The organism is Acinetobacter sp. A1-4-2 (assembly GCF_040233925.1).
In the GTDB taxonomy this organism is placed as follows: Bacteria; Pseudomonadota; Gammaproteobacteria; order Pseudomonadales; family Moraxellaceae; genus Acinetobacter.
The window spans coordinates 252,724-278,278 of the sequence record NZ_CP157981.1 but is presented as its reverse complement, the minus strand read 5'-3'; the positions used below and the strand labels follow the sequence as shown (position 1 = coordinate 278,278).

Annotated in this window: 20 protein-coding genes; 8 read left to right on the top strand and 12 right to left on the bottom strand. The window is 41.3% G+C overall.

Annotated elements, in window-relative coordinates:
- Window positions 1-36: 36 nt before the first annotated feature.
- Window positions 37-1,296, bottom strand: a complete 1,260-nt coding sequence (locus ABJ384_RS01320) for an outer membrane protein transport protein (RefSeq protein WP_349928435.1) — start codon at window positions 1,294-1,296, stop codon at window positions 37-39.
- Between the two features lie 246 nt (window positions 1,297-1,542).
- Between ABJ384_RS01320 and ABJ384_RS01315 the strand changes: the two genes are divergently transcribed.
- Entirely contained in the window at window positions 1,543-2,244 is a 702-nt protein-coding gene (locus ABJ384_RS01315) for a DsbA family oxidoreductase (RefSeq protein WP_180043474.1), read from the top strand.
- Window positions 2,245-2,328: 84 nt separating this feature from the next.
- Here ABJ384_RS01315 and ABJ384_RS01310 read toward each other — a convergent pair whose 3' ends face one another.
- Window positions 2,329-2,529 (bottom strand): dodecin family protein, encoded by a 201-nt coding sequence (locus ABJ384_RS01310; RefSeq protein WP_086197235.1) that lies wholly within the window; start codon window positions 2,527-2,529, stop codon window positions 2,329-2,331.
- Window positions 2,530-2,770: 241 nt separating this feature from the next.
- Here ABJ384_RS01310 and ABJ384_RS01305 point away from each other — a divergent pair, with 241 nt between their 5' ends.
- The 5 genes from ABJ384_RS01305 to ABJ384_RS01285 all read left to right on the top strand — a co-directional run bounded on the left by ABJ384_RS01305 (window position 2,771) and on the right by ABJ384_RS01285 (window position 6,658).
- A complete protein-coding gene (locus ABJ384_RS01305; protein WP_180043476.1) occupies window positions 2,771-2,986 on the top strand; it encodes a hypothetical protein in 216 nt (71 codons plus the stop codon).
- A 242-nt stretch (window positions 2,987-3,228) separates the two neighbouring features.
- A complete protein-coding gene (locus ABJ384_RS01300; RefSeq protein ID WP_349928432.1) occupies window positions 3,229-3,414 on the top strand; it encodes a hypothetical protein in 186 nt (61 codons plus the stop codon).
- Between the two features lie 357 nt (window positions 3,415-3,771).
- Entirely contained in the window at window positions 3,772-3,951 is a 180-nt protein-coding gene (locus ABJ384_RS01295; RefSeq protein ID WP_086197238.1) for a hypothetical protein, read from the top strand.
- Between the two features lie 15 nt (window positions 3,952-3,966).
- Window positions 3,967-5,454: a hypothetical protein gene (locus ABJ384_RS01290; RefSeq protein WP_349928430.1), complete on the top strand. Its 1,488-nt coding sequence runs from the start codon at window positions 3,967-3,969 to the stop codon at window positions 5,452-5,454.
- Between the two features lie 85 nt (window positions 5,455-5,539).
- The gene (locus ABJ384_RS01285; RefSeq protein ID WP_349928428.1) at window positions 5,540-6,658 is read left to right on the top strand and encodes a hypothetical protein; all 1,119 of its coding nucleotides are present in this window, start codon (window positions 5,540-5,542) and stop codon (window positions 6,656-6,658) included.
- Window positions 6,659-6,755: 97 nt separating this feature from the next.
- Here ABJ384_RS01285 and htpG read toward each other — a convergent pair whose 3' ends face one another.
- From htpG to ABJ384_RS01260, 5 genes are all read right to left on the bottom strand, one after another.
- The gene (gene htpG, locus ABJ384_RS01280) at window positions 6,756-8,675 is read right to left on the bottom strand and encodes a molecular chaperone HtpG (protein ID WP_349928426.1); all 1,920 of its coding nucleotides are present in this window, start codon (window positions 8,673-8,675) and stop codon (window positions 6,756-6,758) included.
- 93 nt (window positions 8,676-8,768) lie between these two features.
- Window positions 8,769-9,113 carry a lysozyme inhibitor LprI family protein gene (locus ABJ384_RS01275; protein ID WP_349928424.1) on the bottom strand — a complete coding sequence of 115 codons (345 nt, stop codon included), beginning with the start codon at window positions 9,111-9,113 and terminating at the stop codon, window positions 8,769-8,771.
- Window positions 9,114-9,296: 183 nt separating this feature from the next.
- Window positions 9,297-9,899 carry an OmpW family outer membrane protein gene (locus tag ABJ384_RS01270; protein ID WP_349928422.1) on the bottom strand — a complete coding sequence of 201 codons (603 nt, stop codon included), beginning with the start codon at window positions 9,897-9,899 and terminating at the stop codon, window positions 9,297-9,299.
- A gap of 300 nt (window positions 9,900-10,199) precedes the next feature.
- The gene (locus ABJ384_RS01265; RefSeq protein WP_349928420.1) at window positions 10,200-11,612 is read right to left on the bottom strand and encodes a Na+/H+ antiporter family protein; all 1,413 of its coding nucleotides are present in this window, start codon (window positions 11,610-11,612) and stop codon (window positions 10,200-10,202) included.
- Between the two features lie 129 nt (window positions 11,613-11,741).
- Entirely contained in the window at window positions 11,742-12,611 is an 870-nt protein-coding gene (locus tag ABJ384_RS01260; RefSeq protein ID WP_349928418.1) for an alpha/beta fold hydrolase, read from the bottom strand.
- Between the two features lie 120 nt (window positions 12,612-12,731).
- Between ABJ384_RS01260 and ABJ384_RS01255 the strand changes: the two genes are divergently transcribed.
- A complete protein-coding gene (locus tag ABJ384_RS01255; protein ID WP_349928416.1) occupies window positions 12,732-13,217 on the top strand; it encodes a DUF4442 domain-containing protein in 486 nt (161 codons plus the stop codon).
- Window positions 13,218-13,267: 50 nt separating this feature from the next.
- Here ABJ384_RS01255 and ABJ384_RS01250 read toward each other — a convergent pair whose 3' ends face one another.
- Window positions 13,268-13,627, bottom strand: coding sequence for a DNA transfer protein p32 (locus ABJ384_RS01250; protein ID WP_086197247.1), 360 nt, complete (start codon window positions 13,625-13,627; stop codon window positions 13,268-13,270).
- Between the two features lie 268 nt (window positions 13,628-13,895).
- Between ABJ384_RS01250 and ABJ384_RS01245 the strand changes: the two genes are divergently transcribed.
- Window positions 13,896-14,747 carry an alpha/beta hydrolase gene (locus tag ABJ384_RS01245; protein ID WP_349928414.1) on the top strand — a complete coding sequence of 284 codons (852 nt, stop codon included), beginning with the start codon at window positions 13,896-13,898 and terminating at the stop codon, window positions 14,745-14,747.
- 140 nt (window positions 14,748-14,887) lie between these two features.
- Here the strand turns inward: ABJ384_RS01245 and ABJ384_RS01240 are convergent, their stop codons facing one another.
- From ABJ384_RS01240 to rpoB, 4 genes are all read right to left on the bottom strand, one after another.
- A complete protein-coding gene (locus ABJ384_RS01240; RefSeq protein WP_349928412.1) occupies window positions 14,888-16,276 on the bottom strand; it encodes a hypothetical protein in 1,389 nt (462 codons plus the stop codon).
- A 32-nt stretch (window positions 16,277-16,308) separates the two neighbouring features.
- Complete coding sequence (locus ABJ384_RS01235; RefSeq protein ID WP_349928410.1) at window positions 16,309-16,764, bottom strand: tetratricopeptide repeat protein; 456 nt, start codon at window positions 16,762-16,764, stop codon at window positions 16,309-16,311.
- A 91-nt stretch (window positions 16,765-16,855) separates the two neighbouring features.
- Complete coding sequence (gene rpoC / locus ABJ384_RS01230) at window positions 16,856-21,055, bottom strand: DNA-directed RNA polymerase subunit beta' (RefSeq protein WP_349928408.1); 4,200 nt, start codon at window positions 21,053-21,055, stop codon at window positions 16,856-16,858.
- A 138-nt stretch (window positions 21,056-21,193) separates the two neighbouring features.
- Window positions 21,194-25,282, bottom strand: coding sequence for a DNA-directed RNA polymerase subunit beta (gene rpoB / locus ABJ384_RS01225; RefSeq protein WP_086197250.1), 4,089 nt, complete (start codon window positions 25,280-25,282; stop codon window positions 21,194-21,196).
- Window positions 25,283-25,555 lie beyond the last annotated feature (273 nt).

Below are 25,555 nucleotides of genomic sequence, written 5' to 3'. Positions count from 1 at the left end.
AAAAGGGCTTTTATCGCAACTTTTGAAAGCCTCAGGTTAGAACTTATAACCATAAGCCAAGCCTAAAATGTTCTGACTCATTGTCAAATTCGCTTCACCACCACCAAAGTTTGCAGGAATGGACTCACTGCCCTTTACTTCTTTTTCTAAAGCATGGGTATATGCAATGCTGAGCTCTTGATGAGCATCTACATTCCAAGTTGCACCTACGCTCAAATGATCTTGCACGACCCCGGGTGCCAAGATATTCAAGAAGGTTTGATCCGCCGAAATGGGCTGGTCGTTATGACTATACCCGGCACGTAAAGTTAATTTTGGATGAGCCTGATAGCTTGCTGCAACTTTATACACATTAATGTCATTCCAGCCAAAGCCCGGACCTTGATCCGACCCAAAGGCATGCCCCTGGAATAGCGGATTAATCGCATGTCCAACCGAACCGACATCTGAATAGTTAATACGTTCCACATCTGCAGCCACGTTCAACTTTGCTGTTAGCTGATAGGCTGCACCAATACCGTAACTTTCAGGTACATCAAAATCACCTTGTTGTGCAAATAAGCCACTGTATTGATCAAAACAGTCTGCATCAATTTTAGAACTATAATTTGCACCTAGAGTTAAACGCTCATCAAAGAACTTCCCAGCCCAACCGACACGTACGCCAACGCCAGTAGCGGAGTCTTTACCCTTATTACTGAGCTTATCGCCATCGACAGAAAGACCCGCAAAACCGCTAATACCTTTGGCTTCAAAACGTTGATACAAGATATTGGTCGCAACCCCAATCGATTGATTTTTCGCATATTGCCAAGAGACAGCAGGAGAAATAAACACCTGTGACAAATCCACACCCGCACTGCCTTGATTTCCAAAGGCAGCAAATGGATTTTGCTTATAGCCGGTATTCATACCGCCATTGCCATAAATAGCGATCCCCAAATTAACTTGATTATTCACTTGATGGTTATAGGCAAATTCAGGAAGCACAAAATACTTTCGACCATTGCCATCATAATGACCATTGGCACCAGGTACAGCATTCCCCACTATTTCTGCTGAGCGATCAGGAGCAAAAAGTGTAGCGCCAATATCGATTCTTGAGCCCACCCAACTCAACCCTGCCGGGTTATTTGCAATGGTCAGTGCATCTTGAAAATGTGCAATCGAGGCTCCAGCATTCCCTTGAGCCTTAATGCCATAACCATGCATAAAATATCCAGTTGTTGCAAATACAGGAGTACTGATCAGTGGTAATAAAGCAGCTAAAAAACGGGGAGAAGTGTGAATATTCATACTAACAATTGATTAAATAATAATATATTTTTTAATAATATTGTTTATAGTAATGCTTGTAATCTAATTAAAATGGAATTGCTTATTCGATTTTTTCATAAGAACCCCGCTTCTTTAAGTTTCAATCTGTCCTTAAACCTATATTTTTTATACTATTTGATAAATTCATGATTTTTCATTTTTAGATGCTTTAAATTTTAATCTCTATCCCCATCAATAGAAGCAAGAAAAGATAAGAGAACTCTCATGCGCGTAGATATCTGGTCAGATGTAGTTTGCCCATTTTGTTATATTGGTAAAAAACGTCTGGAAGCTGCTGCTGAACAGGCAGGTTTAGAACTTGAAGTTCATTGGCATAGTTATGAACTTGACCCGGAAGCACCTGTTCGCCAGGAAGTATCCAACTCTGAACGTCTGGCGCAAAAATACGGCCGTACTCTGACTGAAGTTGAAGAAATGCAGCGCAATATTGCCGCAATGGCTGCAGAAGAAGGCATTCAGTTCAATTGGGAAAATGCCAATTCAGGCAACACCTTCAATGCTCACCGTATTATTCATTTGGCACAAAGCAAAGGCTTGGGTTCCGAAGCTAAAGAAGCCTTTTTCTATAGTTATATGACCCAAGGTTTAGCCATTGGTGAACGTGAAACCCTGGAAGATGTTGCAGCCCGTATTGGCTTAAATCCGGTTGAAGTAGATGATGTGCTCAATTCAGACGAATTTGCAGATTTTGTCAAATTTGATGAAGAAGTAGCACGTGATCAGCTCAAAGTGACCGGGGTACCCTTCTTTGTCTTTGATCAACGGATCGCACTCGCGGGTGCACAGCCACGTGAAGTATTTTTACAGGTGATGAAAAAAGCCCTTGAAGCACCTCAACAAGACAACATAGTTGCTGAAGATAGCGCAATCTGTAAAGAAGATCAGTGTGATGTTCCGGAAAAATAAGCTGAAGTCTTAACTACAGCAAGTCAATAAAAAATCCCCAGTCCTTGGGGATTTTTTATTTTAAGATTCATTGATCTATTCAATTCAGTCAACCAAGAAGCTAATTTTTAAATTCACCCGATATTCTGTAATTTTATTATCCTTAATCACCACTTTTTGTTCATTTATCCATGCACCCTGCACATTTTTCACTGTTTCGGTCACTTTATCTATGCCACTTTGAATAGCATCTTCAAAACTTTTATTACTGCTTGAATTCACTTCAACCACTTTTGCGATAGCCATTGTTTTTACCTCAGGTTTTATTATTTTGAGTCCAGATCATAGGACATTTTCTAAATAAAAAAGTGAGTTTTAACATTACAGCGCAAAAACTTACAGCCGGGTCACAATACCCTTATTTGCTTTGAACCTCTTACAAAAGACAACTTATCTATACAAGGTTTGGACACAATTAAAAGCGCAATTCGCTAGGCTAATATGCGGAATATCTGAGTTCCTAATCATGAAATTTATAGAGGTAAATATGAACACTGAAATACAAGATCCGATGATTGATACCAGTCCTGAACAAAGCACATCTGCAAAATCTCCTTTTTCACCCACGCTCAAAGGTGTACTGATTGGTGCAGTGGCTGGTAGTGTATTACCCGTTTTCGGTACGTTTAGTGGTGCCATTATTGGAGGTGTGGCAGGAAAAGTTTACGAAAAAAAATACCAAAATAAATGCCATGCAAAATAATTTTTTTATATTTTCAAAGCAGTTAAGACAGATTGTTAATAGACAGTCTGTCTTAGAGCAAAAACTCTAAATATATGATTTATATAATATTTTAAACTCACCGTTCATCTTTTTTCGCTCTCACCTCCTTACTTGATTCAATCACTTCTTGATATCATTCACATGAAATTTATTTTTATTTCTCTCCTTGCCTGCTTCATTTTTGAATGAACCAGACATCCTTTCACTAAAGGAAAATGATGATGAACCTGATTAAATCTCTTATCGCTGTTGCTATTGTGGCTTACTCTGCTAACCTTTCTGCTCAAATTGTTTATACCCCAGATTTTCCTGTCAACAAAGCAACAGAAACCGTGAATGCTGAACAAAAAGCACCTGTTGCTAAAGCTGAGACACAGAGTGTGACTGCATCTAAAACAGCTGCCTAATCTAAAAATCCATAAAAAAAAACCAGACAAAACAAATGTGGTCTGGTTTTTTTTTATCAGCATAAATTGGCATTTTGTTCGCCAGCTTATGTTCGATCAGAACATCGTTTTAATCTGTCATTTCATCACTTTCTTTTTATCCCTTTCTTTGCAAAATAACAGGACAGCTAAAGCCTGATCAGCAGATTTCTACTCTCTCCTGCCAAAAAATTGCTTATTTTTTATTTAAAATTTACATTTTTTGCAAATTATGTCTATAAATACTCAAAAACTGACATTTTTTTTCATGCTTTTTTTTACTAAATACATATAATCAAAACAATTAAATAAATAATTCACTCAAGAAGAAGTGTGTATATGCAAGAACTTCAAGCACTGATTCAAGGCAAGATTCCTCCGCAAACGATCAACACCGATCAGTTGATCATGCTTGCTGAGCATTACTCCCAGCCCACGTCTGCAGAATATAAGTTACTTGAACTCGCGATTAATATCGTATTGGCAAGTTATCTAGAAAAAGCGCAAAAGCATCTCTAGAGGTGAGATCAGCACATGAATGTCTTAGAAAAAGCCAAGCTGATTCAAGAATTAAATCAACTCATCGATGGCTTGGAACAACGTTCCTTATCTTTCTTTAAAATTGCCCGCTCAAAAGCCCGGATAAAAGACATTTTTGCTTTATGTGATGAACCGATTTTTAAAAAACAGATTTTACAATTTAAATCCCATAGCCAGCCCGAAAAAGCAGCTACAGATTTCGCCGCTCAAACCCTGTTTCAGCTCTCTTTTCGTGGCGTATTTCAGCAAGGTAAAGCGCTAGAGCAAGCCCTTTATCAACATCCAGATTTTGGCTGGGCTATTTTGCATGATCCTCAACTCGGTTGGCAAATCTGGTTAATTCCGGCAGCAAATCGTACAGCCCTGATCAGCGAATGGGAAAATCTGGAGGATGCCTATCACTGGATGTTGCAACAACAACAGAACTATGGTTGCCTAAAAACAGACTACGAACTCAAACAGATTCAAAATTTGATTGTACCAAAGCTAACGAGTGTTTTAACTGAGACTGAGACCAATCTAACTGTAGCTGCTGATGAGCTTCAAACCATTGCTGAACATGAACAATCCAATTTAATGGATTTATCCATAACTGAGCTGTATTCAGATCAAGAGCCGATAGCCACTGAAACATCTGCGCAGCAAAGCCAGCAGCCTGCCGAGATTCAGCAACCGTCTTCAGCTGTAGAACCTGATCTACCGATGGCGGCTTCTATGCTCGCCCACACTGATATAGAGAATACGGTGGCTCCGTCATCTATGATCAAAGATGTTGCAGAAACCCTGGAACTCAATCAATATGTCGCCCGTATTCATTCGCTACCTGGCGAAGAAGCCTCATTACAGCAGCTATATCGTTTAGACATTCCCAGCCTGCCAGAAATTGCCCCGTATCTAGATTTACTGTTACATAGTGCAGACCTGGAAAAATGGCAGCATTACCCAATTTATCTGGCAGAGCAGATCAATCAGCAAGGTTGTTTTGTTCGATATTTGGCATTACTGGGTGCAGAAAACCAGACGCAGGCCATGCAGTTAATGCCATTATTGAATAATGCTGAGCAATATGCCCTGGCTGCAATCAAGACAATTCCCTGGATAGACCTGGCCGATCATTTTAACTCTATTGAATCCCTGTTTGATGTCTATACGCATAAAGCCATTTGCATCTGGCATGATGAAAACTATATGCCATTTATTCCTGCACAACTGATTCAAACCCAAAAAATTATTCAGCTGGATGAAAGTGCCGCCGATATTAAAACACCGCTACTTTTACTCAAAGAACGACAAAAAATACGGCTTATTCATGGGCACAAACGTTTAGCCCTGTCACAGAATGAATCGGCCTATCCTTATTTTTTATTGGAACGCCATCATGGCATTAGCTGGCAAATGATTCAGATGATTACTGCTCAATTCAGCTCCCCGATTAATTGCCGGGAATTATATAAAGAGATTCAAAAGCATATTTCAAATTAAGTTTTTATTTTTTGTAGCAAGAGCTTGCTTTTTAGTGTGATTTTTTACCAGACTAGTCATCATCAGACAATATAAGAGCAAGGATATGCGGAAAAAAAAATTATCTCTATTAAGCCCCCTCTTATGTGTGTTGATCTCTGGACTCATGTCTACTGTCAGCTGGTCAAGCTCAGCTGAAACTGGGGTTGATCAACAAAAGCTTAACGCAACAGAAACAGATTTTAATTTGCTCAGTCAGATTCCAAGCCTGATTGATGCGATGCCGACAGTTTTACCGCAACAGTCGGATGCAGTGATTGTCCCTCCGATCCAGGCCACTGAAAAACAAAGCTGGCTAGACCGTAAACAACATGAAATCCGCAACTGGACAGACCGTAGCTCCCATAAAATAGATAAATGGTTTGGGCAACCCGATCCAAATGATCCAGCTTCAGCAACCCTACGCCTGATTATCGATAACAGTTGGAATAAACATGATGGTTATGAAGTTAGCCCACGTCTGCGCGGAAAAATTAAACTTCCAACCTTGGAACGTAAGATCAGTTTGGTATTCGGTGATGACTCTTTAGATAACGAACTGAACAATAATGTTGCCATTACCGATGAAAATCCAGGTAGCACCAGTAGTAAAGCTTTAGACCGTGAACGAACGCAAGAAAGTAACAGTTCCTTGGCCCTGCGTTGGTCAGATTTTTCCAAACGGCTACCTTTTGAAACCGATCTGGATTTGGGGATTCGTTCAGGGAATGATATTTATGTACGACTTAAAGCGTCCAGAGACTGGCAACTGGAAAATGATTTCAGATTTCATGCCGAACAGATTTACCGCTATGGCATAGATAGTGAAAACTACTTGCGAACCAATCTGGAACTTACCCATGCACGGCCGAATCAGCCATTTTTATCCAATCAGCTCAGCCTGACCTATGCCGACAAGCAAGATGACGATGTCACTTGGGATAATTATTTATTCAGACAACATCAATTTTTCCAGAATAACCGTTTTGCTTATGGCTTATATACCGGCGGTTTTTATAACAATAACGACCTCCGCCTGAACAGTTGGGGACCCTATATTTCATGGCGGCAACCTTTTGTGCGTGAATGGTTTTTCCTACAAGGCGATTTAAACTATCTCAATGACCATCGTGAAGATCGTAGCCATTTTCTCGGGGTATTAGTGCGTATGGAAGCATTGTTCTAATGTTGGGCAATATAACAAGTTGAGCTATCCATACGCCTATTTTTCTGCAATAAAAAAAACCTCCCGAGGGAGGTTTTTTGCTTAACGCGAAAAGGACTTATTTCAGCAATAAACTATTAATACGTTTTACATAGGCTGCAGGGTCATCAGGTAAACCGCCTTCAGCAATCACTGCCTGGTCAAAAATCACATTGGCCAGGTCATCAAACTGGTTCGATTCTTCCAGCTTTTTCACCAGCGGATGTTCAGGATTAATTTCCAGAATTGGTTTACTTTCTGGCACTGCCTGACCAGCCTGTTTCAGCATGCGAATCAATTGTGGAGACAGCTCACCCTCGCCTGTTACCAAACATGCAGGTGAATCGACCAAACGGGTCGTCACACGCACTTGTTGGGCTTTGGCTTTGAGAGAATCGGAGAGCTTGTCCACGACTGGCTTAAACTGCTCAGCTGCTGCTTCCAGGGCTTTCTTCTCTTCAGCGTCCTGCAAGTCGCCCAAGTCTACTGCACCCTTGGACACGTTTTGCATTGGCGTTCCGTCGAATTCATGAATGAACTCCATCGCCCATTCATCTACACGATCCGCCATTAACAGCACTTCAATGCCTTTTTTCTTGAACAGCTCCAGCTGTGGCGAATTCTTCGCAGCACTGAGGCTTTCTGCAGTCACGTAATAAATGGCTTTCTGCCCTTCTTTCATGCGTGCTTTGTAATCTGCCAATGAAGTTGAAATTTCATCATTGGTCGAGGTCGGGAAACGTAATAATTTTAGGATACGCTCACGATTACCAAAGTCTTCGCCCAAACCTTCTTTAATTACCGAACCAAATTCAGCATAGAACGTTTTGAATTTTTCCTGGCCTTTTTCATCTTCAGACTTTGCCAAAGTATCCAGCATGGTCAACACACGGCGGGCATTCCCTTCGCGAATGGTTTTCACGTCACGGCTTTCTTGCAGCAATTCACGGCTCACGTTTAACGGCAAGTCGGCACTGTCTACCACCCCCTGTACAAAACGCAAGTAGTTTGGAATCAGGTTATCTGCTTCATCCATAATAAATACGCGTTTGACATACAACTTAATGCCAGCTTTGGCTTCGCGGGTAAAGAGATTGCTGGCAGCCTTGCTTGGAATGTAAAGCAATTGTGTATATTCAGTGCTGCCTTCTACACGGTTATGGGTCCAGGCCAAAGGTGCATCAAAGTCATGACTGAGATTCTTGTAGAATTCGGTATATTGCTCTTCAGTGATCTCGTTTTTATTGCGGGTCCAAAGTGCACTGGCAGAGTTAATGGCTTCCCATTCATCTGTTTTTACCATCTGACCCGGCTTAGCTTCTTCACCCTCAGCCGCTTCTTCTTGCTGCCAGATTTCTTTTTGCATTTCAATTGGCAGGCTAATATGGTCAGAATATTTATTGATGATTTGCTTAACTTTATAAGATTCTAAATACTCCAGTGCATTGTCACGCAAATGCAAAATAATGTCTGTTCCACGTGAAGCCTTATTGATTTGCTCAACTTCGAAATCACCTGTGCCAGTGCTAATCCAGCGTACACCGTCAGCGACATCAGCAGCGGCATGGCGCGATTCCACGGTAATCTTTTCAGCCACAATAAAGCCTGAATAGAAACCGACACCAAACTGGCCAATCAACTGCGCATCGGCTTTTTGATCTCCTGACAATTTAGACATGAAGTCCTTGGTGCCTGATTTGGCAATGGTGCCCAGATTATCAATCGCTTCTTGTTGAGTCAGACCAATACCGTTGTCGGAAATAGTGAGGGTTTTATTTTCTTTATCCAGACTGACACGTACATGCAAGTCAGGGTCATTTTCATAATATTCAGGATGGTTAATCCCTTCAAAACGCAACTTGTCACAGGCATCTGAAGCGTTCGAGATCAGTTCTCGCAGAAAAATTTCAGGGTTTGAATAGAGAGAATGCGTCACCAAATGCAATAGCTGCGCTACTTCCGCCTGGAAACTATGTTTTTGTGCGCTTTGTTCGCTCATAAATCACTCCTTAAATTCATTACATGGTTTTTATTGGATGCTTAATGAATGGAGTAAGTTAAAGATTTTTCAATAGGGTCAAATAAATTTTTCTTAAAAAGGCCCTTGTTGATACACACGCTCCATATACAGATTCAGCTTTTGCTGGCGCATTTTATACACTTCGCTTAAACAGCGGCTTGAATTGCCACATTGGTCGCGCAACTGTAACCATTTGACCTGCTCATCCTGAATTACCCCGCGTGTTCCCATCGGCACCAAACGTTTAATAATATTGTAGGTGGTGGCCATTTTGACATCCGCATCATTAATGCTTCGATGCTCGCATATGGCATATTCAGTTGGAGTCTGGGCTTTGTCACAATTAAAACTTGCAGCATACACCGATCCACTTAAAAGACTAAAAAAGACCACTTTGCATACAATGAATAATTTCATGATTTTTCCTGCTTTTTTAGCTTATTGTAGACTCTCAACTTAAACGCATTTTTAATGATTAAACAGGATAAAAGTGCTCAATTTCTGTACTTTATTGTGACTGAATCATGAAATAAAAAATCCCCATCAGGGATGGGGATTTTGGCGCTGATTTATTGTTTTTATTTTATATCTATTTTTATTTTAGAATTTGTAGCTATAACCGATTGTGTAAACCCAAGGATTAACTTCAAGGTCACCAATAGCAGTGCCATTTAATTCAAGCTCAGATTTCACATCCGCATAACGTACATCAGCAAAAACACCCCAGTTTTTAGCATCAGCTGGTTGGAAGTTGAGACCTACTTGACCTGCTACACCATAGCCGACATCAGCATTTAATTTTGCCCCTTCAATCACAATTTCCTCATCCCAAGGAATAACCACAGTTGCACCAACACCTACATAAGGAGTGAAACCAGTTGAGTTTTTGAAATTATATTTTGCTGTAATTGTTGGTGGTAAATGCTTAAATGAAGCAATTTTTGTACCGTTTGATGTTACATCGTGTTCAAAAGGAGTTGCCAACAATAATTCAGCAGAAAAATTATCATTAAAGAAATATTCTACCGATGGAGTAAAACCGTATTCTTGGGAAGCTTCTACATTTGTAAATGCACCGTTTGCTAATACATTTTGGTCTTCTGTTGGAGCTAAAGAGCTCGCGCCGACTTTAACCTGCCATTGACCTGCCATTGCAGAAGCAGACATCCCCATTAACGCGATAAGAGCAACTTGTTTTAACATTTTAAATCACCTCTAGAAGGATAATTACTACAAAATTTAAACATTAATTAATAATAAACATGCCTATTATTAATATGCAATAGCCATTAATTATTTTAAATTTATTTATTTTTAAACTATTGAAAATATTAATTATTTATTTTAATCAGATCAACATAGTTGGTTTTTAATACCAACCATGTTAATCAGATTAATGATTATATTCCAAGTATATTACTTGGTTTTATTATATTAATGATTTAATAACATTTATTTTAAATACATGTTTTGAAATAAGCAATAAAATGAATTAAAAATTCATTAAAGTACCATTGCAGCAATCCAGCCAAATACCAATAATGGAATATTAAAATGGATAAATGTTGGAACGACCGTATCCCAAATATGATCATGCTGACCATCTACCCCCAGACCTGCAGTTGGACCTAAAGTTGAGTCTGAAGCTGGAGAGCCGGCATCACCCAATGCTGCTGCGGTACCAATCAAGGCCACAGTGGCCAATGGAGAAAAGCCAAATTGTACGCACAGCGGTACATAAATCACTGCCAATACCGGCACACTGGAGAATGATGAACCAATCCCTATGGTTACGAACAAACCAATAAACAACATCAGAAATGCAGCCAAGGCTTTGTTGTCACCAATCAGATGTACCATTCCATTCACTAGGCTGTTGATGTCACCAGTATGCGTCATCACCGAAGCAAAACCAGCCGCAGAAATCATAATGAAGCCGACCAATGCCATCATGCGCATGCCTTGAACAAAGACATCATCGGCCTCTTGCCATTTGAAGATACCCGCAGCAGACAGTACCGCAAAACCGACCAGCCCACCCAAAATCATGGAACCTGAATACAGCTGGGCAACCAAAGTCAAGGAAATCGCGAGTAGTGCCATAAAGATGGTTTTTTTCGCGATGACTGGCGCTTGTTCTGCTTCGTGTTTGAGTTCTTCGGCATCCGCTTGCAGACTCACTTCGCCCGCACGAATTGGCTTGTCCAGATCAATGGTGGTCACACGAGCAACCGCACGATCAATATAATGACGTGGTTTGCGATAGCTGAAAAATACAGCAGTCAACGTGCCTATCAGCATGCCAATGACCGGAATAGCCATCCCCATCGGCATCATCCAGCGATCTACATGCAAGCCATAGGCTGCACCAATTTTATTGATGTTGCCCATCAAAATTTGTTCAAGGAAAATGGAACCAAAACCGACTGGCAGGAAAATGTAGGTTCCGACCAAACCCATGGTCAGTACACATGCTGCTGCACGACGGTCTAAATTCATGTGATTCATCACCTTAAGTAAAGGAGGAACCAAGACCGGAATAAAGGCGATATGCACAGGGATCAGGTTTTGAGAAAAAATGGCTGCAACCAGTAAAATGCTTAACAGTAAATATTTTACTTTTCTGGTTTTTTGATGCGTGGCTTCCGCACCCAGCAAACCAATTAATTTATGTGCCAAAAGATCAGGCAAGCCTGATTTTGACAAGGCCAAAGCAAAAGCACCCAATACCGCATAAGCCAGGGCAACTTCTGCCCCATCACCCAGACCCGCATTAAATGCAGTTACAGTATCCGACAAACTTAGACCTGCAACCAAGCCACCAATAATCGCTGAAATGACCAAAGTCAAGACAACAGAAACTCGTGCCAGTGAGAGTATAAACATCACGGCAATCGCAATTACTACTGCATTCATGAAAATTTTAAGGAAGATAAAAAGCCGTTATTTTAACAGATGCACCCTTTTGAAACTGTAAATAAATCGGCTCAGTCAAAAAACGATAAAAAATTGATTTTAATTAAAATTTATATCCAAAAGAATTGTTCAATTATTTTTTAGCGCAAATGTTTTGATATATTCTGCCACTAGCTCTGCTTGGCTCAATATTGCCCAATGGTTAGCATCTATCTCTACACGCTGAAAATTTTCTGCCCATTTCGGCATTTCATCAATCAGTTTCGGACTGACAAAATTGTCTCTTTTCAGCACAATCGCCTGCACCGGACAAACAGCAAAACGCTGACGTGGTTGGGTTAAACGTGGGATGAAGTTGGCACGATACAGTCCAATACCATGTTTTCCATCTGCAGCAATATGGCTGTTTAAAGGTAAATCTTTTTGCTGCTCTAACTGTTGCAAAACTTTGTCCCATTTTTCAGGCGTAAATAAAGTCCAGATGACTGGCGCCAACAAGGGCAATTGAAACACCGCGATATACCAGGATTTAGTCAGCTGTTTAAAAAACCTGGGCTTATTTTGTTTAAATTGCTGACGCATCCAGAAAGCAGTATGATCCAGACAGGGCCCGGAAATAGTACTATAAGATAAAATTCGCCCCCGAAACTTCGGCTCGGTTACCGATTCCCAAGACTGGATTGAACCCCAGTCATGTGCTGCCAAATGAAAAGGGCTGTCTTCCAATACGGTATTGACCACACTTTCCAGATCTAAAGATAACTGTTCCAGCCGATAGTCACGAATCCGTTTCGGAATGGAGGATTTCCCTGCACCGCGTACGTCATAGCTCAACACATAAAAATCTTGAATCAGCTGCTGAATGACCAGCTCCCAAACTTCCTGATTATCCGGATAGCCATGAACCAGGACTAAAGCAGGGTTTGCCTCATTGCCCCAGGTTTTGACATAGAGACGCTGCTGATCTGAGGTAGCCACCCATTGTGTTTGAGCTTGCATATAATTTTTATCCTATTCTTTTATTGTCTATTTATTGCAGAATCTGGGCAATCCGATCAATGCCAGCCTGATCATTGTGTTTTAGTATGTTCTGAAGCCGAAAAAAAATAATTGACCCAAATGAGCCTTTTCAAAAAACTACAGACAATTCCTGCCATTTCTAAATTTTTGTTAAATCGCTATGCACCTTACCGCGGCGCAGGGATTGAAATCGATAAAGTTGATCTGGCGAATTATCATATTCGCATCAAAATGCCACTAACCCGTAAAAATCAAAATGTCGTCGGTGTACATTTTGGCGGCAGTTTATATGCAATGGTCGATCCTTTTTATATGCTGATTTTGATGCATCATCTGGGTTCAAAATACATTGTGTGGGATAAATCTGCATCCATACAATTTCTCTCACCCGGTCGTGGTACGGTGTATGCCGATATTCGTCTCGATCCAACAGAAATTGACCAGATTAAGCGACTTGCTGAAAATCACGCCCCGGTATACCGAAACTATCATATAAATATTTTTGATGAATTGGGCGTACGGATTGCCGAGGTAGAAAAAACCATCTATATCCGCCGAAAAAAATCACAGGCCAACCATAATTGACAAAAAAGCGCCTGATGAACAAGCGCTTTTTATCAGATTTTCAAACTTCATTAACGTTTTTTCTCTTCAATGGCTGCACCTGCTCCACCACCAATGGCACCACCAATGGCAGCTCCGGCATTACCCCCAAAGATACTTTTACCCACCGCAGAACCAATAGCACCACCGACACCACTATAGGTCGCATTACGGTTAGAACCACCCTGGGTTTTACTGCCTACTGCTGCACCCGCACCACCACCGACAGCTGCACCGATACCGCCACCAACCTGATTACCCACACCACCACCAACCGCACCACCAAGTGCAGCTGCGCCAATACGTTGCTCTCTTGGAGACATAGAATCACACCCTGCCAGCATAAAAGTCGACAGGGTTGCCATTGCCATCACGCTCATTAACTTTTTCATGAGATATGTCCTTTTGGCTATTTGTTACAGCATACGTCATGAGTGTGAAGTTAATATCCGCGTAATGTTACTTTTCCAAGTTTTAATGTTGAATGTTGTAATTTAATTTTAATTAAAATACCAAAAAATCGATTCGACATGTGAAGGATCAATTGTTCGAAATCAGAAATCAGTTAAAGTATTCCCATCGATACATCACTTTATAAGAAAAATTTTAAATAACACAGCGGCTTTATTTAATATTATTTAAATGGGAAGGATCACGAGAATGAAAAAACGCCTTTGCTTGATATTTACATTGTTCTGTTGCAATTCACCGGCCTATCCGGATTCTTCTGATACAAGCTTAATGCATAAAACCAAAGTCCTGAAAAATATTGCTTATGGGCCTCATGCTCAACAGGTCATGGATATCTATTCCCCCACCAAAGCTTTCCCAGATAAAACGCTGACACCGTTAATTGTGATGGTACATGGAGGAGCCTGGACCACTGGAGATAAAAACAATGCGGCTGTAGTCAAAAACAAAGTGGCATATTGGACCAAACAAAACTGGGTATTTATTTCCCTCAATTATCGATTGGTTCCTGAGGTCAGCGTACAACAACAAACCCAAGATATTGCAGAAGCACTTATTTATATCCAGAAACAGGCTGAAAATTGGCATGCTGATCCTAAACGTTTGGTTCTGATGGGACATTCAGCAGGTGCACACTTAGTCAGCCTACTCACTACACGCCCCCTCTGGCTGACATCGCAGCCCCAGCCCTGGCGTGCTACAGTGGCTTTAGACAGTGCTGCCTATAATGTCGAAACTATTATGCAAACCCGACATGCACGGTTTTATGATCAAGCCTTTGGAAATCAACCATCAAACTGGAAAGCGCTTTCCCCTATCCATCAATTACACCAAACGCTCCCAGCATTTCTCGCCGTTTGTTCCACAATTCGGGCAGACCAGCCCTGTACCCAGGCACGGCAATTTATTCAACAAGCACAAAAATCAGGGACTCAAGCCCAGTTATTGCCTGTCCCGCTTTCACACAGAGAAATCAACCAGTCACTGGGGCAAAATAATTCCTATACTCAAACAGTAAATCAGTTTATACAAAGCCATTAATTGACCATTAGGACAAGCTGAAGAGAGCTCATTTAGCCTGTAAATTATGTGAGCACTATTTAAAATCCTATTTTTCTCAAATTCAGGAATATGCCCTCAAATGGAATTCATAAAAAAAGCCACCCGAAGGTGGCACTATATTAGCGAAATGGATTTTGAGAAATTTTAACCTGTACACGTCCATTACTTTCTTTAGTGACTTTATGCTGACGCACGTTTTGACCATGCGCGCACAAATATTCCATAAAAGTTTTTTCGTCTTTTGCTTTTGGAGCAAGATAAATTTTTTCTAAATGCTCCATCACCGAAGGCTCATAGTCAATATAGATACGTTTAATTTCTTTGTCATATTTAACTAAAGGATTTTCCATTTTAGTTACATAGACAATTCGACATTCTTGTTCTTCTTTAAATGCCATATGTTTCATCAAATACCGTAAAGGTAAGACAATTTCTGCTAAAAGCTCATGTTCTTTTGAGTTCATTTCATCAAAATTCATCGCTGCAACTAACTTCGAAAGTTCCTCCAAACCTTTTTTTACACTGTCTTCAATTTCCTTTATTCCATCTTGATGATCTTTACCATGAATATATTCTTTCCAATTATTTTCCGCTAACTTATTTTCTTCATACCATCGACATTTACCTTCTAGCTTAAACTCACGCCAAAAGCTCCATTTTTCACGCTGAGCAACTTTAATTAATCCTGAACTAGGGTCGAAGTAAATACAACGATATAAAGGCATAGCTGCAAGTGTATTCTCTCCATCTTTAGCTGGATCTTGATTTAAAAGAATATCTTTTTTATAGATTCTCGCGGCATTATGTTCCTTCGCAAAAAAGTCTTTATCTAGTACCAGGCTTAAACCTGAAGCTTCTTGCTGTTCTTCTTTTGCATATAACCGAAATTGGTTCAAAGAATCATGATGTAATGTAAAACAAGCAATAAATGCAGAATCTTGAGTGGTAATTTTTGAATCAAGGCCTAGTAATCTGTTAATAAGTTGTCCTTCTTCAGGATCATTCATCAAATTGATCGTATTTAATCGTAATCGAGATAGAGGTTCAAATTTTTCGTTGTTTGCTTTTCTAGAGAGTAATAATTTAGATACTTTCAAATTTGTATAGTGAGCAATTCTTTCTTCATAAATATTATTTACAAATAATTTTTTTAAAATTTCACTGATTTTATCAAAAATTTTATACAACTCATTTTTGAATTGATCATCTAATAGTTCAACAATACTTTTGGCAATATTAATTTGATAACTTTCTATTCTATATTGTTCACTCTGTTTAGGTATATTTACCCAATAGTTGTATTTCTCTAGAATTGATTGCTCCATTACACCTAACATAAATTGAGCTTTACTATATTCTTCTAAAATATCACTCGAAACATTTTTATATGCAGCTTTTGCTAGATCTCGTTCTTTTTTAATATTATATATTAACCCTAAAAAATACTGAGCCTTTGCATATTCCTCTTTAATCTCACAAGAAACTTTATTTAAAGTATAAATTGCCAAATCTGTTTTATTTTGTTTTCGATATATCAATGCTAATAAATATTGAGATTTAGCATAAATATTTTTGAAATATTTTGAAGAGTATCAATTGCTAAATCATATTTGTTTTGAGAGCGATATATTATCCCCATATGATATTGAGATCTCATATAAAAAGATTCTACAGACTTTGGTACTTTTTTTAGATATTCTAGTGCCAGTTCATTTTCATTCATTGAAGAATAAGTAATACCTGACAAAAATTGGGCTTCTGAATACTCAGCAATACAATTAAAAGGAACTCTTTGATAAGCCTCAATTTCTAAATTAGTTTCCGATAATTGAGAATATGCTAATCCTAATTGTTTTTGTGCCTTAGCATAGATTTCAATTAACTCATCAGAATTATTTGATATTTTTAACAAAAGATTTTTTGCTTCGATATATTCTTTATTCTTACAAAGTTCAATTGCATCATTAAAAATATTAATCGCCGTAAGCAAATCCATAATTCCCTCAAATATCTAGTTTCTTCCTCTTTTGAAGTATATAAAAAAGCCACCCGAAGGTGGCTTTTTTTTGACTAGTTTAAAGGACTAATTATAGACCGTTAAACTCATCGCTGAATGCTTGGCTTAATGCTTGGTCTACATCAGAGAAGTCATTAACCAGCGCATGTTCTGCAGCTTCTGCTTCTTGACGACGACGTTCCAAGTGGTACGCAAGACCAGTACCCGCTGGAATCAAGCGACCCACAACAACGTTTTCTTTCAAGCCACGTAGGTCATCTTCTTTACCTGTTACAGCCGCTTCAGTTAACACGCGTGTTGTTTCCTGGAACGATGCAGCAGAGATGAACGAGTCAGTAGAAAGCGATGCTTTGGTAATACCCATCAATTGACGTTCAAACTTCGCCGGGAACTTGTTCTGTGCAAGAACAGCTTGGTTCTCACTCATAACACGGATGTAATCCACTTGTTCGCCTTTGATGAAGCTTGTATCGCCACCGTCAGTAATGTCGACTTTACGCAACATTTGACGCACGATCACTTCGATGTGTTTATCGTTGATTTTTACACCTTGCAGACGGTATACGTCCTGAACTTCGTTCACGATGTAGTTGGTCAATGCCACTTCGCCTTTCAAGCGCAAGATGTCGTGTGGATTTTGCGGACCATCAGAAATGGTTTCACCACGGTTCACATGCTCGCCTTCGAACACGTTAATCGTACGCCACTTCGGAATAAGCTCTTCGTAAATCTCAGAGCCATCATCCGGAGTAATCACCAGACGGTTCTTGCCTTTAGTCTCTTTACCGAAGCTTACAACACCAGAAATTTCAGCAAGAATTGCATGCTCTTTCGGTTTACGTGCTTCGAACAAGTCAGCTACGCGTGGAAGACCACCGGTAATATCACGGGTACGTGAAGTTTCTTGTGGTACACGACCAATAACGTCACCGACACCAATCGTTTCGCCATCACGGACAGAAAGAATGGTATTTTGTGGCAAGAAGTAGAACTGTTCGCCACCATCAGTGGTATCCAATACAACCGCTGGACGCAAATCTTTACCTGACGCAGGACGTGAAGTCACTGGCAAGATTTCGATTGTAGTCATACCTGTTGCATCATCAGTTTTCGATGTCACAGTTACGCCATCAGCAATTTGGCTGAAACGTACTTTACCGGCAACTTCTGTAACCAATGGATGTGTATGTGGATCCCAAGTCGCTACGATACCGCCTGCTTCTACAGCTTCACCATCTTTCAACAAGATAGATGCACCGTAAGGAAGTTTATAGCGTTCGCGTTCACGACCTAAATCATCCGCAATACCGATCTCACCTGAACGTGAAGTTGATACCAGGTGACCTTTGGCATGTTGTACTGTCTTCACGTTGTGGAAACGTACTGTACCTTTGTTACGAACTTGTACGCTGTTGGCAGCAGAAGTTCGGCTCGCAGCACCACCGACGTGGAACGTACGCATGGTTAACTGTGTACCTGGCTCACCAATTGATTGAGCAGCCATTACACCTACAGATTCACCTGGATTCACCAAGTGACCGCGTGCCAAGTCACGACCATAACATTTCGCACATACACCGAAGGTAGATTCACAAGAAACTACTGAACGTACTTTAACTTCATCGACACCGGCTTCTTCAAGGAAGGCTGCGATTTTTTCGTCAATCAACGTATTACGTGGAAGAATCACTTCGTCAGAACCGACTTTCTTCACGTCTTCAGCAACAACACGGCCCAGTACTCGAGTACCTAAATTCTCGATTACGTCACCACCCTGAATGAACGGAGTCATCACAAGACCGCCTAAAGTACCGCAATCAGGCTCGGTAATTACCAAGTCTTGTGCTACGTCTACTAAACGACGAGTCAAGTAACCAGAGTTTGCTGTTTTAAGTGCTGTATCGGCCAAACCTTTACGCGCACCGTGTGTTGAAATGAAGTACTGAAGTACTGTCAAACCTTCACGGAAGTTTGCTTTAATTGGCGTTTCAATGATCGAACCATCTGGTTTCGCCATCAAACCACGCATACCCGCCAACTGACGAATCTGAGCTGCGGAACCACGGGCACCCGAGTCAGACATCATGTAGATCGAGTTGAATGATTTCTGTTTCTCGTCTTCGCCCTGTTTGTTCTTAACAGTGGTGAAAGACAAGTTGTCCATCATCGCTTTCGCTACCTGGTCATTGGTACGCGCCCAGATATCGACTACCTTGTTATAACGTTCACCGGCAGTTACGAAACCTTGTTCGAATTGTTGTTCAATTTCACGAACTTCAACTTCTGCTTTTTCGATGATCGAGTATTTCGCTGGTGGAATGAGCATGTCTTCCATACCAACAGATACACCAGAACGAGTCGCTTGACGGAAGCCCAGGTACATCAATTGGTCAGCAAAGATAACGGTATCTTTCAGACCCAATTTACGGTAGCAAGAGTTAATTAACTTGGAGATGTTCTTTTTAGTCATCTCAACGTTGATTTGCTGGAAGTCCATACCTTCAGGAACAACTTCCCAAAGCAGACAGCGGCCTGGAGTCGTGTCAACAATAATAGTTTGCTGTTCACGGTTTCCATCTTCGTCAATCACAGTCTGGTGTACACGTGCTTTAACGCGAGCGTGTAAATCTACTTGACCTGTTGCAAGTGCACGGTTTACTTCGTCAGTATCCGCGAACACCATGCCTTCACCTTTGGCATTGATCGCATCACGCGTGATGTAATACAAGCCCAAGACCACGTCCTGAGAAGGTACGATGATTGGTTCACCGTTCGCAGGAGACAAGATGTTGTTGGTCGACATCATTAACGCACGAGCTTCTAACTGAGCTTCAAGTGTTAATGGTACGTGTACCGCCATTTGGTCACCGTCGAAGTCGGCGTTGAAAGCAGCACATACGAGTGGGTGTAGACGGATTGCTTTACCTTCAATCAGGGTTGGTTCAAATGCTTGCAGACCCAAACGGTGAAGTGTAGGCGCACGGTTCAACATCACTGGATGTTGACGGATCACGTGAGCAAGAACGTCCCAAACTTCTGGAGTTTCGCGCTCAACCATTTTCTTCGCAGCTTTAATGGTTGTTGCTTGGCCAGAAGCTTGCAGTTTTGCGAAAATGAATGGCTTGAATAATTCAAGTGCCATTTTCTTCGGAAGACCACACTGGTGCAAACGTAAAGTCGGACCTACAGTAATAACCGAACGACCAGAGTAATCGACACGCTTACCAAGTAAGTTTTGACGGAAACGACCTTGCTTACCTTTGATCATATCAGCCAAAGATTTAAGCGGACGTTTGTTCGAACCGGTAATTGCACGACCACGACGACCGTTATCCAACAATGCATCTACAGACTCTTGCAGCATACGTTTTTCGTTACGTACGATAATGTCTGGAGCAGCAAGGTCAAGAAGACGTTTCAAACGGTTGTTACGGTTAATCACACGACGGTAAAGATCGTTCAAATCAGAAGTCGCGAAACGACCACCTTCAAGCGGAACCAACGGACGAAGGTCTGGTGGAAGAACTGGCAATACAGTTAATACCATCCATTCTGGCTTGTTGTTTGACTCTTTGAACGCTTCCATCAACTTCAAGCGTTTAGACGCTTTTTTCAGCTTGGTTTCTGAAGTTGTGTTAGGAATTTCTTCGCGAAGACGTGAAATTTCAGCTTCAAGATCGATGTCTTTCAACAGGTCCTGAACAGCTTCTGCACCCATTTTCGCAGTGAATTCATCACCGTGCTCTTCTAACGCCGTGAAGTATTCTTCATCGTTCAGAAGTTGGTATTTCTCCATTGGAGTCATACCTGGATCAGTAACCACGTAAGATTCGAAATACAATACGCGTTCGATGTCACGTAAAGTCATGTCTAGAAGAAGACCGATACGAGACGGTAATGATTTCAAGAACCAGATGTGCGCAACTGGAGAAGCTAATTCGATGTGACCCATACGCTCACGACGAACTTTCGCAGTTGTTACTTCAACGCCACATTTTTCACAAATGACGCCTTTGTATTTCATACGCTTGTATTTACCACACAAGCATTCGTAATCTTTTACTGGACCAAAGATTTTGGCACAGAACAAACCGTCACGTTCAGGCTTGAAGGTACGGTAGTTGATTGTCTCTGGCTTTTTAACTTCACCATGAGACCATGACTTAATCATTTCTGGTGACGCAAGACCAATACGGATGCGATCAAACTCTACTGGAGCATGACCATCAGAATCCGTCTTTTTGCGCATGATATCGAGCAAGTCTTTCAATTTTTTTCTCCGTGTGTTGTGGAGATTTTCACTTCACAACTGGGTCACAAATATTGTTTTTTAACTGAATCATCCCCCTTGCCCTCTTTCTTAAGAGGTGAGAAGCACTGCTTCGCAAGGGAGATTCAATGGAACTAATTAGTCACCATTTTTCAGTTCAATGTTGATACCTAAAGAACGGATCTCTTTGGTCAATACGTTGAACGATTCAGGCATACCTGGGTCCATGTAATGGTTACCATCTACAATGTTCTTATAGATACGAGTACGACCTTCAACGTCATCCGATTTCACAGTAAGCATTTCTTGGAGCGTGTAAGCTGCACCGTATGCTTCCAGTGCCCAGACTTCCATCTCACCGAAACGCTGACCACCGAACTGGGCTTTACCACCCAATGGTTGTTGCGTTACTAACGAGTAAGAACCTGTAGAACGCGCATGCATCTTGTCATCAACCAAGTGGTTCAGTTTCAGCATGTACATGTAACCTACAGTTACTGGACGGTCAAAACGTTCACCGGTACGGCCATCATACAATACCGTTTGACCCGTACGTGAAATGCCACCAAGTTCAAGCAATTCTTTGATTTGCGATTCTTCAGCACCATCGAATACAGGAGTTGCTAAAGGAACACCAGCACGCAAATTACCAGATAATGCCAAGATTTCATCATCAGTCAGGCTGTCAAGATCTTCTTGCTGACCGCCAACTTTATTGTAAATCTTGTCCAAGAAGTCACGAAGCTCAAGTACAGTGCGTTGCTCTTTCAGCATCTTGTCGATTTGATCGCCAAGACCTTTCGCTGCCATACCCAAGTGAGTTTCCAGAATCTGCCCCACGTTCATACGTGATGGTACACCCAGCGGGTTAAGTACCACATCCACAGGAACACCGTTGGCATCGTGCGGCATGTCTTCTACAGGCAAGATGTTAGATACAACACCCTTGTTACCGTGACGACCGGCCATCTTATCACCCGGCTGGATGCGACGTTTAACTGCAAGGTAAACCTTAACCACTTTCAATACGCCAGTAGTCAGTTCATCACCCGTAGAAAGTTTGCGTTTTTTCTCTGCAAATTTCTCGTCAATCTCTTGGCTCTTCTCTTTCAAGAACACTTGGATTTGAGTTAAACGCTCAGCAATTGCTTCATCACTTGGCTGGATATCCAGTAAGTCAACCAGCTCTAAACCAGACAACAATTCTTCAGTAAGCTTGTCACCGCGTTTAGTGGTACCACCACCATTCGATTCTTGACCTTTTAACAGGCGAACAATACGTTCACGTGCTGCTTCTTCGAAGATTTTGAATTCTTCTTTCAAGTCTTTACGGTAAGCATCCAATTGAGCTTTTTCAATGGCTTGAGCACGTTCGTCTTTTTCAAGACCATCACGTGTAAACACTTGAACGTCAATCACTGTACCTTTCACACCTGAAGACACACGTAAAGAAGAGTCTTTAACGTCAGCTGCTTTTTCACCGAAGATTGCACGAAGCAATTTTTCTTCAGGCGTTAACTGAGTTTCACCTTTCGGTGTTACTTTACCAACCAGGATGTCACCCGCTGTTACTTCAGCACCGATGTAAACAATACCTGACTCGTCCAGTTTAGACAGTGCAGCTTCGCCAACGTTAGGAATATCAGCAGTAATTTCTTCTGCACCTAACTTGGTATCACGTGCAACACATGACAATTCTTGAATATGAATCGACGTTAAACGGTCTTCTTGAAGAACACGCTCAGATAACAAGATCGAGTCTTCGTAGTTGTAACCGTTCCAGGTCATGAACGCTACGCGCATGTTTTGACCAAGCGCCAATTCACCGCCATCCGTAGATGGACCATCCGCAAGAACGTCACCACGACCGACTTTATCACCAAGTTTTACAAGAACTTTCTGGTTGATACAAGTGTTCTGGTTCGAACGTGTATATTTGATCAGGTTGTAAATATCTACACCTGCCTCACCTGCGATCATCTCTTCTTCGTTGACACGAATTACCACACGAGACGCGTCAACAAATTCGATACGACCACCACGTTTCGCAAGAACACATACACCTGAGTCGTGCGCTACGTTTGCTTCCATACCAGTACCAACAAGCGGCTTGTCGGCGATCAACGTAGGTACTGCCTGACGTTGCATGTTTGAACCCATCAATGCACGGTTGGCATCATCGTGTTCAAGGAATGGAATAAGTGATGCAGCAACAGATACAACCTGTTGAGCAGATACATCCATATGCGTCACTTTTTCAGGAGGCATACGTACGAAATCACCTTGGTGACGTACAGAAACGAATTCTTCAGTCAGGTTACCTTCTTTATCAATTGCAGAATCGGCCTGTGCAATGACAGTACCTACTTCTTCAATTGCAGAAAGATATTCAACGTCATCTGTTACACGACCATCTACAACTTTACGGTATGGAGTTTCCAGGAAACCAAAGTTATTACATTTCGCATAAACAGAAAGTGAGTTGATCAAACCAATGTTTGGACCCTCAGGCGTCTCAATTGGACACACACGACCATAGTGAGTTTGATGTACGTCACGTACTTCGAAGCCCGCACGTTCACGTGTCAAACCACCAGGCCCAAGCGCTGATACACGACGTTTGTGTGTAATTTCAGACAACGGGTTGTTTTGGTCCATGAACTGAGACAACTGGCTTGAACCAAAGAATTCTTTGATTGCAGCAGCAACTGGTTTCGCATTGATTAAATCTTGCGGAGACAAGTTGTCAGTTTCAGCTTGGCTTAAACGTTCTTTAACAGCACGTTCAACACGAACAAGACCAACACGGAACTGGTTTTCTGTCATTTCACCAACAGAACGAACACGACGGTTACCTAAATGGTCAATATCGTCGACTTCACCTTTACCGTTACGGATTTCAACCAATGTTTTTAATACATCAGTGATGTCTTCGTTTGAAAGAATACCTTCAACTTCACGAGACTTCTGGTCAGTACCGACTTCGTAAGGACGACCCAAACGACGGTTGAACTTCATACGACCGACTGGAGACAAGTCATAACGTTCAGAAGAGAAGAATAGGTTATTGAACAGGTTCTCAGCAGCTTCTTTTGTTGGTGGCTCGCCTGGACGCATCACTTTGTAGATTTCTACCAGTGCTTCTTCACGACCAGTAGTTGTATCAGCACGTAAAGAGTCAGCAATGAATGAACCGCGATCGATGTCATTCGTGAACAATACGTTAAATTGTTTTACGCCACCTTCAGCCAATTTCACCATGATCTCATGGCTCAATACCGTATTGGCTGCAATCACCTCACCGTCACGTAAAGCAACATCTTCAGCAACAATACGTTCGTACAAGTATTCATCAGGAACAGAAAGTTTTTCTAAACCAGCAGCTTCCATCTGACGTACGTGACGCGCATTGATACGCTTACCTTGCTCTACAATCACTTTACCGTCATTGTCTGCAATGTCAAATTGCGCCATTTCGCCACGCAAACGCTCTGGAACCAGGTCAATCTGGTAGCTACCCATGTCAAGATACACAGGTACTTTTTCGTAGAACATATCCAGGATTTGTTCGTTGCTATAACCCAAAGCACGAAGAACCACAGTCGCAAGCAATTTACGACGACGGTCAATACGAACATATACAAGGTCTTTAGCATCGAATTCGAAATCCAGCCATGAACCACGGTAAGGAATGATACGTGCAGAATAAAGAACTTTACCGCTAGAATGTGTTTTGCCTTTATCGTGGTCAAAGAACACGCCTGGTGAACGGTGTAATTGAGATACGATTACACGCTCAGTACCATTGATGACAAAAGTACCGTTTTCTGTCATGAGTGGCATTTCACCCATGTACACTTCTTGTTCACGTACGTCTTTAATTGATTTGGTTTCGCGATCTTTTAAGATCAAACGAATTTTTACACGCATTGGTGCTGCATAAGTTGAACCGCGTAAAATACATTCACGCACGTCAAACTCAGGCTTACCAAGACTATACTCAACAAATTCTAAAGCAGCATTGCCAGAATAACTTTCAATAGGAAAAACTGAACGAAATGCGGCTTGGAGACCGATATCTTCGCGGTTTTTTGGTGTTTTGCCATCTTGTAAGAATGTTCGGTACGAGTCGACCTGAATCGCGAGCAAGTACGGAGCATCCATGACGCTAGGCAATTTACCAAAATTCTTACGGATCCGTTTCTTTTCGGTATATGAGTATGCCATCTGGAGTCCTCGGAAAGTAAACTAAGCCCGCCTGCAGAACGGACCTAGAAGGAATTACACAGGCCGATATGGCCACCACTTTTTACAAATGCTGCAATTTTTAGTGGTATTAAAACGCTTAGCAATATTTTCAAATATAAAAAATATTGGTAAACGTTTGATATTATTGATTATTATAGTAATTGATGCTTTTTTACACCAATCAAACAAAAATCGAGCCGATAATTGTAACGCAAAAAGGCTGATGACCCAAGAGCCATCAGCCAATTTTTG

Bases quoted from the DNA above. Each gene is read 5' to 3' on its own strand.
- ABJ384_RS01320 (WP_349928435.1), bottom strand. From the start codon at position 1,296: ATGAATATTCACACTTCTCCCCGTTTTTTAGCTGCTTTATTACCACTG.
- ABJ384_RS01315 (WP_180043474.1), top strand. From the start codon at position 1,543: ATGCGCGTAGATATCTGGTCAGATGTAGTTTGCCCATTTTGTTATATT.
- ABJ384_RS01310 (WP_086197235.1), bottom strand. From the start codon at position 2,529: ATGGCTATCGCAAAAGTGGTTGAAGTGAATTCAAGCAGTAATAAAAGT.
- ABJ384_RS01305 (WP_180043476.1), top strand. From the start codon at position 2,771: ATGAACACTGAAATACAAGATCCGATGATTGATACCAGTCCTGAACAA.
- ABJ384_RS01300 (WP_349928432.1), top strand. From the start codon at position 3,229: ATGAACCTGATTAAATCTCTTATCGCTGTTGCTATTGTGGCTTACTCT.
- ABJ384_RS01295 (WP_086197238.1), top strand. From the start codon at position 3,772: ATGCAAGAACTTCAAGCACTGATTCAAGGCAAGATTCCTCCGCAAACG.
- ABJ384_RS01290 (WP_349928430.1), top strand. From the start codon at position 3,967: ATGAATGTCTTAGAAAAAGCCAAGCTGATTCAAGAATTAAATCAACTC.
- ABJ384_RS01285 (WP_349928428.1), top strand. From the start codon at position 5,540: ATGCGGAAAAAAAAATTATCTCTATTAAGCCCCCTCTTATGTGTGTTG.
- htpG (WP_349928426.1), bottom strand. From the start codon at position 8,675: ATGAGCGAACAAAGCGCACAAAAACATAGTTTCCAGGCGGAAGTAGCG.
- ABJ384_RS01275 (WP_349928424.1), bottom strand. From the start codon at position 9,113: ATGAAATTATTCATTGTATGCAAAGTGGTCTTTTTTAGTCTTTTAAGT.
- ABJ384_RS01270 (WP_349928422.1), bottom strand. From the start codon at position 9,899: ATGTTAAAACAAGTTGCTCTTATCGCGTTAATGGGGATGTCTGCTTCT.
- ABJ384_RS01265 (WP_349928420.1), bottom strand. From the start codon at position 11,612: ATGAATGCAGTAGTAATTGCGATTGCCGTGATGTTTATACTCTCACTG.
- ABJ384_RS01260 (WP_349928418.1), bottom strand. From the start codon at position 12,611: ATGCAAGCTCAAACACAATGGGTGGCTACCTCAGATCAGCAGCGTCTC.
- ABJ384_RS01255 (WP_349928416.1), top strand. From the start codon at position 12,732: ATGAGCCTTTTCAAAAAACTACAGACAATTCCTGCCATTTCTAAATTT.
- ABJ384_RS01250 (WP_086197247.1), bottom strand. From the start codon at position 13,627: ATGAAAAAGTTAATGAGCGTGATGGCAATGGCAACCCTGTCGACTTTT.
- ABJ384_RS01245 (WP_349928414.1), top strand. From the start codon at position 13,896: ATGAAAAAACGCCTTTGCTTGATATTTACATTGTTCTGTTGCAATTCA.
- ABJ384_RS01235 (WP_349928410.1), bottom strand. From the start codon at position 16,764: ATGGATTTGCTTACGGCGATTAATATTTTTAATGATGCAATTGAACTT.
- rpoB (WP_086197250.1), bottom strand. From the start codon at position 25,282: ATGGCATACTCATATACCGAAAAGAAACGGATCCGTAAGAATTTTGGT.